Here is a 10,328-nt window from a genome sequence, read left to right on the forward strand (position 1 = left end):
TTGCAGCAAAAGTTGAGCGCGAAAGCGTCCGGCACGTCGCTCCATGGGCGCCGGTACAGGCCCTAGTAGCTCGATGCCACTCAGGTTCATGTCAGCCAGCACCCGCTCTGCCTCGCTGTAGGCTTGATCCAAAAAGCCTTCCGCTTGCCCCGGTTTATGCGCTTCAGCGCGCAATAGCGCCAAATGCGTAAAGGGCGGTAAACCCGCCGCTCGGCGTTCGCTCAAGGCTTGTTCGGCGAAGGCAAAGTAACCCTGCTCGGTCAGCTGAATCAGCAGCGGATGGTCGGCCAAGTGCGTCTGGATAATCACTCGGCCCGGCTCTTCAGCCCGGCCCGCGCGGCCTGCGACTTGAACAATCAGCTGCGCCATGCGCTCGCTAGCGCGGAAGTCACCTGAGAACAGCCCGCCATCAGCATCTAGAATCGCCACCAGCGTCACCCGTGGGAAGTGATGCCCTTTGGCAAGCATTTGCGTGCCGACCAAAATGCACGGCTGACCTTTTTGAATCGTGGCAAACAGTTGGCTCATGGCATCTTTGCGTGAAGTACTATCGCGGTCGACGCGCAGCACCGGGTAGTCTGGGAACAGAATCCCCAACCGCTCCTCGGCCCGCTCTGTGCCAGCGCCCACCGGCCGCAGGTCGACTTTGCCGCATTGCGGGCAATTGCGCGGTACGCGCTCGACATGGCCACAATGATGGCAACGTAACTCGCCGGATCGCTGATGAACGGTCATGCGCGCATCGCACCGTTTGCACTCCGACATCCAGCCGCAGTCATGGCACAGCAGCGTAGGCGCAAACCCGCGGCGGTTGAGAAACACTAATACTTGTTGGCCCGCCGCCAGCGTTTGGCCAATGGCTTGTTGCATCGGCCCGGATATACCGCTGTCCAGCGGTCGACTTTTTACATCGAGACGCAGGAAACGCGGCTGTTTGGCCCCGCCAGCGCGCTCATTCAAACGTAGCAAGCCATAGCGACCGGTGTAGGCGTTATGCAGGCTTTCGAGCGAAGGCGTGGCGGAGCCGAGGACTATCGGTATGTTTTCTTGCCGCGCACGCACCAATGCCAAGTCGCGGGCGTGATAGCGCAAACCTTCCTGCTGTTTATAAGAGCCGTCGTGTTCTTCATCAATGATGATCAGCCCCGGGTTTTTCATCGGGGTGAACAAGGCGGAGCGGGTGCCAATAATAATGTCGGCTTCGCCATCGCGAGCCGCGAGCCAGCTCTCAAGCCGTTCGCGATCATTGACCGCCGAATGCACCAGCGCAATCCGGGCATTGAAGCGTTGCTCGAAGCGAGCCAAGGTTTGCGGCCCTAAATTGATCTCAGGGATCAGCACTAAAGCTTGTTTGCCCGCTTCGAGGGTGGCGCGGATCAGTTGCAAATACACTTCGGTCTTGCCGCTGCCCGTGACGCCAGCCAATAAGAAGGCATGGAAGCTGTCAAATCCGGCTCGAATGGCTTCGCAGGCGGCGCGTTGCTCATCATTAAGTGGCAACTCAGGCTGGGCCAGCCAGTGTTCATGGCGTGGGGGCGGCGCATGGCGACGAATTTCGACCGTCACCAGCTCTTTGGCCAGCAGCAGGTCGAGGCTGTCTTTGTTTAGTTTTAACTTGCTCAGCAACTGATGGGCCACACCGTGCGGGTGTTGGGCAAGGGTGGTCAACGCTTCACGCTGGCGCGGCGCGCGGGCGACTCGCGGGTCATCAAGTCGAGCGCCGGGGGTTATTTGCCAAAAACGCTCTTGGCGAGTCTCGGCCAGTTCGCCCTGACGCAGCAGCACCGGCAACGCCCAGCTCAGTGTGTCGCCCAAGCTGTGTTGGTAATACTGTGAAGTCCACAGGCATAACTTAAACAGCGAGGCGGGCAGGGGCGCCGTGGTGTCGAGCAAAGCGATGGCGGGTTTTAGTTTGTCCGCCGGGACTTCGCTATGATCCGCCACTTCGACCAATATGCCGATCATTTCGCGTCGCCCAAACGGCACCCGTAAGCGCATGCCAGGCTGTAACTGGCTGCGCTGCACGCCCGCAGGCGCCCGGTAATCAAACAGGCGACGCAGAGGAGAAGGCAGGGCAAGGCGCAAAATGGCGTCGGGCACGCGGGGCTCTCAAGTGGTGGACGGTCAATAAGGTCGGGAGCCTAGCAGACAACGCGCCTAGAAACAGGTCTGACACAGGTGAAAACGTCCTTATAAGCATGATGAAGGACCCGACCCCCGGTGCTTGCGTCTCTATAAAGGTCTGGTATCATTCCCGCCCTAAATTTACGTGCGGTATTCAACAATGGTGTTGAGTGGCGGCACGCTAGCCTGAGGAATACCCCATGAAAGCCGATATCCATCCAGCGTACGAAGTCATCGAAGTAACTTGCAGCTGCGGCAACAAGTTCGAAACTCGCTCGAACCTGTGCAAAGCACTGGCTACAGACGTATGCAACGAGTGCCACCCGTTCTACACCGGTAAGCAAAAAACTCTGGACGTTGGCGGTCGTGTTGATCGCTTCAAGACTCGTTTTGGCGCTTTCGGCGCTAAAAAAGTCGCCGAGTAAGGCACATGACCTTGGGCAGGCTTTTGGGTCTGACCGGGTTAATGAAAAAGGCGTCCCTCGTGGGCGCCTTTTTTGTGCCCGCGATTTGGCTCTCAGCCGCTCAGGCCCAAGTGCTGTGCGCAGCTCCCCGTGCGTTGACTTACGCGCAGGTGGAGCGTGTGGCTGATGGCGATTCGTTGAGGCTTAAAGATGGGCGCAGTGTGCGCTTGATCGGTCTTAATGCCCCGGAAACCGGTAAAAAAGGCCGCCCTGATGAGCCGTTTGCCGATGCAGCGCGCAAACGCTTGCAGGCACTGGTGACGCAAAGTAATGGGCGTGTCGGATTGCTATTGGGGCAGCAGCCGCAAGATCGTTATGGGCGCACCCTAGCCCATGTTTTCGGCGCCAATGGCAGCAATTTCGAAGCACAGTTACTGGCCGATGGCTTGGGGTTTCAAGTGGCGCTGGCGCCTAATGTTGAGCTGCTCGATTGTCAGCAAGCTGCTGAGCATCGTGCGCGGGCGGCAAGCATGGGGGTGTGGCGGCTATCGCCGGTAGTGTCCCCGCAGCAGATCAGCCGATCAGGCTTTGCGGTGGTGAGTGCCAAGGTCACGAAGGTGCAGCGTAACCGCGGTGGGCTCTGGATAGATCTTGAGGGTGGCGCGGTGGTGCGTATTGCCCCCGATCAACTGCACAACTTCGATCAAAACGCCTTCGCTCATTGGCTCGGTAAGCGCATAGAGGTACGTGGTTGGGTGTTGGATCGCGCTCAGCGCTCAGGGTTGAAAAAGGACCAAGCGCGTTGGATGTTGTCACTGAGTCATCCGGGGATGATTAACGTCGCTCAGAATTAAAATTGTAGACAATTTTAGCTTAATATTGTGGACACTCAGGCCTTGTAGGGCGCGGGTCTTGGCCCAAAGTCGTAAGGTAAAGCCCTTGACACTGCTGACTGGTCAGTCTTGTCGGGACTTTACGACACGCGTATGCTCGGCGGCTCGTCGTCCAATAGAAAAAAAGCGGAATGCCCCTATGTCTGATTTGAAAACCGCCGCTCTCGAATATCATGCCCAGCCCCGCCCAGGGAAACTGAGTGTCGAGCTCACCAAGCCTACTGCTACTGCCCGCGATCTAGCGCTGGCTTACAGCCCGGGTGTAGCTGAACCAGTCCGCGAAATCGCTCGCGACCCTGAGCTGGCCTACAAATACACCGGTAAGGGCAACCTGGTCGCCGTTATTTCTGATGGCACAGCAATTCTGGGCTTGGGTAACCTCGGCCCATTGGCTTCCAAGCCAGTGATGGAAGGCAAGGGCGTATTGTTCAAGCGCTTTGCTGGTGTGGATGTGTTCGATATCGAAGTTGACGCCGAAAGCCCACAAGCTTTCATCGACACCGTGAAACGCATCTCTATCACCTTCGGCGGTATCAACCTAGAAGACATCAAGGCGCCTGAGTGCTTTGAAATTGAGCGTGCTCTGATCGAACAGTGCGACATCCCGGTTTTCCACGATGACCAGCACGGTACTGCAATCGTGACCGCAGCCGGCATGATCAACGCCTTGGAAATCGCGGGTAAAACCCTGGAAGAAGCCAAGATCGTATGCTTGGGCGCAGGCGCTGCTGCCATCTCCTGCATGAAGCTGCTGGTGAGCATGGGCGCGAAGATCGAAAACATCTACATGATCGACCGCACCGGCGTGATCCACTCCGAGCGCGATGACCTGAACCAGTACAAAGCGGTATTCGCCCACGCAACTGACAAGCGCACCTTGGCTGATGCGCTGGAAGGTGCCGATGTGTTCGTTGGTCTGTCTGGCCCGAACCTGCTGAGCGCTGAAGGCCTGAAGTCCATGGCTGCCAACCCGATTGTGTTTGCGTGCTCCAACCCTGATCCGGAAATCTCCCCAGAACTGGCTCACGCTACCCGCGATGACGTGATCATGGCCACTGGCCGTTCGGACTATCCGAACCAGGTCAACAACGTATTGGGCTTCCCGTTCATCTTCCGTGGTGCTTTGGACGTTCGTGCCAAGCGCATCAACGAAGAAATGAAAATCGCAGCGGCCAACGCACTGCGTGAACTGGCCAAACTGCCAGTGCCGCAAGAAGTGTGTGACGCCTACGGCGGCATCAAGCTGGAGTTCGGTCGTGAGTACATCATCCCGAAACCAATGGACGCGCGCCTGATCACCTTGATCTCCGATGCTGTGGCTAAAGCCGCTATCGAGACGGGTGTTGCGACCCTGCCGTACCCGAAACACTACCCGCTGAAAAGCGTGGATGACGTCTTCAACGGCTAAGCCTGCGTAGCGTCAAACCTAAAGCCCTGGCTCGAAAGAGTCGGGGCTTTTTGCATTGGGCCGTGTGCATAGAACCTCTCGTCTCAAATCCTCTTCATGTGCGTTTATAGGAATATTCCTACATAAATCAATGTAACTATCCGTTAGCGTCTGTTGTTTCATTTAGACAGCGCCCATGACGCCCTTCGATATGCCTATCTCCTCGATCGTTCAACTGCCAACCTATTTTCAACTGGTCGATGAGCAGGGGGATGGCGAACCTTATGCGGGGTTGGCTTACGAGGTTGTCGATGAGCTAGGGGGCGAACACCATGGCTACTTGGATGCTAATGGGCAAGGCTCGCTTAACGCGCTACCGGGCAAATATGGGGTGCTACGCTTTACCCGCTTGCAGAGCCCTCTTCAGATCACGGAGTTGCAAGTCAGGGCCGAGCAGACACGATACGTAAACCAGCAGGGGGCCAGGACGCGTAACAATCCTGCGCAGTACGACGTGCAAACTGACTACTACCAGGTTGAAGTCAGGCACTTGGTCGAGCATGTTTCGCACTTGCCGCCTGTAGTCGAGTGCCATGACCCACTTGATTTTCAGATGCAGCAGCGGATGTATGCCCACGCTCATTTTGGTATGTGCTTGACCGCTGGTCGTAACACCGTTCTGGAGATCCGACCTCTGCGGGCCTTGAGCCTTATGCTTTCGAGCCTGGCCCAACACGGTGTCCTCAACCTGTACCAAATGGCATTACTGGCAACGCAAAGTGGTTGCGCTGTTGAGTCTTCTAGCGGGGACACTAATACACTGCGTGAGCCTGTTTACCGTCCGTTGTATGAAGATGTCGCTTACTCAAAACGTTTTCAGGTCTTACCCGGTGCGCCCAATCAGGCATTTATGGCGCAAAACCAAGATGTTTTGCTAATCGCCATTCGTGAGCCGCGTCCTGCGGCCGACTTCCTGAATAGCATTGATAGTCAAGCTGTGCTTTTTGAAGAAGGGCAAGGCCGCGTTCATCGGGGTTTTTACCTTGCTGCCAAACAGCTTTATGCACAGCTAAGCGCTTACCTAGATAAAGGCCTAGCGCCTCAAAAAGTACTGATGTGCGGGCACGGTGTGAGTGGTGCAATTGCCTTGATTCTGGGCCAGATGCTGCGCCATCGGCCGCTGGCCATCGACGTGCAGCTTTATACCTACGGCGCCCCACGTGCGGGCGATGCGGCCTTTGTTAAAGCGGCTGAGTCGCTGGTGCATTTCCGGGTGGTGAACCATCACGACCCGCTGCCCAGCATGCCCGGCAGTTGGATGAACACCCGGCTGTCGAACTATCGTGCGTGTGCAGCACTTGGTTTTAATCACGTGCCGCCCGAGCTGAGTGTTTTTGTGGCGGGCCTCAGTGTATTGACGCAGGAGCTGTATCAGCATCACGGAACCTTGTGCCACTTCATGCCGATGGATTTGGGGCAAGCAGACATCCCGTGCCTACTGTGGTCGCCAACGAGCGATATCGTGACTCAGCATGCCGTGAGTCGCGCGATTTTTAACGCTGTGCAAGCGAATCCTGAGTGCGACGGCTTGGTCGGGCCGTTAGTCAAGCTGGAGCAGTCGTTTGGCGTGGACAGCTATGTCCCGAGTTGTTGGGTGGCCTTGCACCAAGCCCAAGTAGCGCTTGAGGCCCAGCAAGCATGGGTTGCAGAGCATGAAGTGAAGGTGATTGATCTGGCGTTTGAGCACATTGCCCAGCAACTACGCAGCCACTATCAGGCGGTGGTGAGCCAATCTGATGCGGACCCACAGATTCAAGAGCGCATGATTAATCTACTGATGCGCGAGCTGAGTCGACTCCACACAACCCGCCAGCGTTTGTACGACATGCGATTTAAGGTGCCAAGCCTAAGTGACGTTTATGGTAATTGTGCACAAAGCCCTGCATTACTAAAGCAAAACCTAGAGCGATGGCTGGCGCCCCTATCTGGAGATAAGCGTTTCTCCCTAGAGCGCTCTTGAACAGCGTTGTATCAAATGCCCAATTCCTTATGGTGTTAGAGACGCATCCTACATCCCCTTCTAAAACTGTCCGCTAATGTCCACCCCTTAGCTCGGGAGGGGCTCTGTGCGTGAGCGTGCCCTCTGCGTATGAGGAGTCACGGATGTCTACTGTTGGCCGTCAGCCATGCTTTAACCTGACTATCATCGGCGCTGAGCATGAACTGCGAGTGCTTGCCTTCACCGGCAAAGAGGCCATCAGCGCGCCGTATATCTTCGATCTTGAGCTGGTCAGCCCCCGCTTTGATTTAGACCTTGAGGCGATGCTGCATCAGCCTGCTTATTTGGCATTTGATGCGTTGGGCCATGGGGTCCACGGGCATATTTCCAGCATTGTTCTTAGTAGCTTTGGTCGGCAACTGGCTCGCTATCGCTTGAGGCTTGAGCCGCGACTGGCCTACTTGGCCTATCGCACCAATCACCGCATTTTTCAACGTTTGACCGTGCAACAGATCATCGAAGCACTACTCGAAGAGCACGGCATTCTTGGCAACGCCTACACCTTTGAATCGTTCTCGTCTTATACCCCGCGAGAATATTGCGTGCAGTACGGCGAGTCAGACTTGCGCTTTATTCAGCGTCTGTGTTTTGAGGAAGGTTTTCACTACCACTTTAGGCATTCGCCTGACGGCCATCACTTAGTTTTCGGTGATAAACAGCCAGCGTTTACCTTGCTTAAACAACCTACTGCTTACGTGCTAAATGAAGGGATGGTGGCTGAAGCCCCGTCGATCAGTCACCTCGAGCTGCGTCTTGATACGCGCACTAACTGCACAGTGCATCGCGATTACGACTTTCATCAGGCCAGTCATACGCTCGAGGCACACAGCCGATCTGACCTAGACGAGCATGTGCTCGAGAACTACACCTACCCTGGTCGCTTCACAGAAATAGCCCAAGGCCAACAACAAAGTCAGCGTGCGCTAGAGCATTTCCAAACAGGTCAACGCCAAGCCAGTGGTCGCAGTGATCAACCGCGTCTGGGCAGCGGCCATGTTGTGACGGTGATTGAGCATCCAAATGTGGAGTTCAACATCGGTTGGCTGTTGACCGAGGTTCATCACCAAGGCAAGCAGCCACACCTGCGTCGGGGTGGCGATGGTCGTCGAAGCTGGAGCGCACGTGCACCTCAAGGGTGGAGCAAGTGTGGTGATGGATGCGGGGGGCAACCTCACCCTGATGGCAGGCGGGCAGCATCTGTTGATAGGGGCGGCGGGCATCTACGCGAGTTGCCCGATCTTACCCGGAGGTGTGCCGATACCGGGGCTGCCAGCGGTGCCGCTGTTACCGGGAGAGTCTGAGCGCCTGCGGGAGCCTGAAGCCTTGCCCACGCAAATCGCCCCAACCCAACACGCCTTGATGGCCGCTGCGCAAGCGCTGGGCGCTGACTTTTGCCCGGTGTGCGAAGCCTGTCAAAACGGTGTGTGTCTGCCCGAAGGCGCTTCGCTATGAGCCAGGTCATGCCGGATCAATGGCTTGCTGCGCAGCGCGGCGAGGGCCGTAATGTATGCCTAGTGCTGGACGCACAAAACGAAATCGAAGCCCGCACAGCGTTGTTGAGAGAACGCGCCTACAACCGTTATTCCAGCGTGTATAGCCAAACCCCGGTGGCCGAACTGGCTGCTGCCGGTCCATTTTTGATTGAACTCGACAGCGCCGACAGTGAGCACCTAACCGAACTGCTGCATGCCCCTGAGCGTAATTGGGGGTGGTTGGCCAGTATCGCGCAGGGCGACTTGCCCGCATGGTTAGCGCATTGGCGGGCAAGATGCTTAGTGGGCACAAGCCCTAACCGGGCTTTGTATCGGTTTCAGGACAACCGCGTGCTGGCTCGAGCGTTGCAGTATCTACCGATCGACAGCCTTGCGGCCTATTTAGGTGCGGCCATCAGCGTGTGTTATTGGCAAGGCGAGCACTGGGCCATCACCGACAATCCGATGCCGGGTGAATACCCGCTACCACAAGCCCCGACTTGGCTGAGTGTGCCCTCTACCAGCGCGCAACTAACCGCTATCCGCGAAACTAACGCGTTGCGTTTTCTACTGGATCAGCATCAACAGGCTTACTTGAAAGTCGCACAACAGCAGCACGTTCTGGAGTGGATACCCAAGCCTTTGCTACCCACAGCGACAAAATTATCTTGATCGCAGTTCGAGGTACCAGTGAGCTAGTGCCAGATTTCCTGAGAGATTTTGATGCCTTCCAAGTACCGTTTGAGGAAGGTATAGGCGCGGTCCATCGTGGGTTTTACGAAGCGGAAAAGAAAGCCGATGACTTTGCGACCAAATACCTGGATAAATTCCATACAGGCCAAAAAATTCTGATTTGTGGCCACAGCTTGGGCGGAGCGATCGCCCTAATTCTGTCCCAAATGTTACGCAACAGGCTTGGTTTTACTTACGAAATCCTACTCTACACCTACGGCTCCCCACGCGCAGGTGACGCAGCCTTTGTCAAAGCCGCTGAATCTTTAGTGCATCACCGCATGGTCAACCACAATGATCCCGTGCCCAGTGTGCCCGCTCCTTGGATGAAGATTAAACCGGGCAAGCCGATGCCCAGTATCGGGATTCGTTTTGGGCATGTACCGGTCGGGTTTGCGGCTTATGTCATCAGCATGAACAATGTTGACGGTGAGCCGTATGCTCACCATGGGCAGTTGCAGCACTTTATGCCGGTCGATTTTGGTGGCAAGGAGATGTCTCATATTTTGTGGGCACCCGTCTGTGAGACGTTGGCGCAACACGCCGCATGCAGCATCGCCCTTGCGCAACACGAAGGGCTGCCCGCCCGAGGCAGTTTGATAGAACAAGTGATGGGCGTGGGTGATCACTTTATGACCGGCGGGTATGTACCGCACACGTGGGCCACGCTTCGCCGTTGGCAAGAAGCACTGGCCAACCAACGTCCACGGGTGACCGGGCGAGAAGTGGAGTGGGTGGATGAGATGTTGGCGCGCGTTGAGGCGCAGTTGAAAGAAAAGCGCAGACAATTTAGCCATACGTCTGACCCGTTCATACGTATTTCACAACGAGATATTGCTTCCCTGCTCACTGAGGTGCAAAAACTAAGAATGACCCGTGAGCGGCTGCAAACGTTGAGCTTGCATACGATACAACTCAAAGATGTGTATGGCAGTTGTGCGGCAGACGCTGAAGGGCTGGCCGAGAGTGTTGAGCGCTGGCTGAGCTACAGCGACAACACCCGCGTTGAGCAACTGGCAATGGCACCCAAGGGGCTTTCTAGGGCTGAGTTGGATGCCTCAATGGGCATCCATGTTGTTGGCGCGCCCTACACAGGGGACATTCTCGATTTGTCTTAGGCGGCAAACGGCAAGCCAAAGCAAAACACCGCTTCTAACTTGCCGCTCACTCCTCGGCGCTCTCTTGGTCAGAAGAGATCGATTGGCGCGCCATCTTCTGCTGGCAGCGGGCTGCCCGGTGCTGGTCTGTTACCCAGTT

General features: G+C 56.3%; 9 protein-coding genes. 8 read left to right on the forward strand and 1 reads right to left on the reverse strand.

Features of this window, described 5'->3' with window-relative positions; all coding sequences use genetic code 11:
• Window positions 1–2,100, reverse strand: a 2,100-nt coding sequence (locus AQS70_RS04320) for a primosomal protein N' (protein WP_055101690.1), incomplete at its 3' end; no start/stop codon positions are given.
• A gap of 224 nt (window positions 2,101–2,324) precedes the next feature.
• Between AQS70_RS04320 and rpmE the strand changes: the two genes are divergently transcribed.
• From rpmE to AQS70_RS04355, 8 genes are all read left to right on the forward strand, one after another.
• Window positions 2,325–2,549: a 50S ribosomal protein L31 gene (gene rpmE / locus AQS70_RS04325; RefSeq protein WP_055101691.1), complete on the forward strand. Its 225-nt coding sequence runs from the start codon at window positions 2,325–2,327 to the stop codon at window positions 2,547–2,549.
• Window positions 2,550–2,554: 5 nt separating this feature from the next.
• Window positions 2,555–3,382 carry a thermonuclease family protein gene (locus AQS70_RS04330; protein ID WP_055101692.1) on the forward strand — a complete coding sequence of 276 codons (828 nt, stop codon included), beginning with the start codon at window positions 2,555–2,557 and terminating at the stop codon, window positions 3,380–3,382.
• Window positions 3,383–3,560: 178 nt separating this feature from the next.
• The gene (locus tag AQS70_RS04335; RefSeq protein WP_055101693.1) at window positions 3,561–4,829 is read left to right on the forward strand and encodes a malic enzyme-like NAD(P)-binding protein; all 1,269 of its coding nucleotides are present in this window, start codon (window positions 3,561–3,563) and stop codon (window positions 4,827–4,829) included.
• A 175-nt stretch (window positions 4,830–5,004) separates the two neighbouring features.
• Entirely contained in the window at window positions 5,005–6,828 is a 1,824-nt protein-coding gene (locus AQS70_RS04340; RefSeq protein WP_055101694.1) for a lipase family protein, read from the forward strand.
• Window positions 6,829–6,971: 143 nt separating this feature from the next.
• On the forward strand, window positions 6,972–8,168 hold the full coding sequence (gene tssI, locus AQS70_RS04345; protein ID WP_055101695.1) for a type VI secretion system tip protein TssI/VgrG: 1,197 nt from the start codon (window positions 6,972–6,974) through the stop codon (window positions 8,166–8,168).
• A gap of 22 nt (window positions 8,169–8,190) precedes the next feature.
• Entirely contained in the window at window positions 8,191–8,319 is a 129-nt protein-coding gene (locus tag AQS70_RS24170; protein ID WP_277620575.1) for a hypothetical protein, read from the forward strand.
• Window positions 8,316–9,011, forward strand: a complete 696-nt coding sequence (locus AQS70_RS04350; RefSeq protein ID WP_055101696.1) for a DUF4123 domain-containing protein — start codon at window positions 8,316–8,318, stop codon at window positions 9,009–9,011. Before AQS70_RS24170 ends, AQS70_RS04350 begins: the two co-directional genes overlap by 4 nt.
• A complete protein-coding gene (locus tag AQS70_RS04355) occupies window positions 8,966–10,189 on the forward strand; it encodes a lipase family protein (protein WP_082428029.1) in 1,224 nt (407 codons plus the stop codon). The genes AQS70_RS04350 and AQS70_RS04355 overlap by 46 nt, the downstream gene beginning before the upstream one ends.
• The last annotated feature ends 139 nt before the right edge of the window (window positions 10,190–10,328 follow it).

It is taken from the genome of Pseudomonas endophytica (assembly GCF_001411475.1).
Lineage (GTDB): Bacteria > Pseudomonadota > Gammaproteobacteria > Pseudomonadales > Pseudomonadaceae > Aquipseudomonas > Aquipseudomonas endophytica.

What these genes read in the sequence shown, in the direction of transcription:
- tssI (WP_055101695.1), top strand. Translation starts at nt 6,972, where the DNA reads ATGTCTACTGTTGGCCGTCAGCCATGCTTTAACCTGACTATCATCGGC.
- AQS70_RS04340 (WP_055101694.1), top strand. Translation starts at nt 5,005, where the DNA reads ATGACGCCCTTCGATATGCCTATCTCCTCGATCGTTCAACTGCCAACC.
- AQS70_RS04335 (WP_055101693.1), top strand. Translation starts at nt 3,561, where the DNA reads ATGTCTGATTTGAAAACCGCCGCTCTCGAATATCATGCCCAGCCCCGC.
- AQS70_RS04330 (WP_055101692.1), top strand. Translation starts at nt 2,555, where the DNA reads ATGACCTTGGGCAGGCTTTTGGGTCTGACCGGGTTAATGAAAAAGGCG.
- rpmE (WP_055101691.1), top strand. Translation starts at nt 2,325, where the DNA reads ATGAAAGCCGATATCCATCCAGCGTACGAAGTCATCGAAGTAACTTGC.
- AQS70_RS04350 (WP_055101696.1), top strand. Translation starts at nt 8,316, where the DNA reads ATGAGCCAGGTCATGCCGGATCAATGGCTTGCTGCGCAGCGCGGCGAG.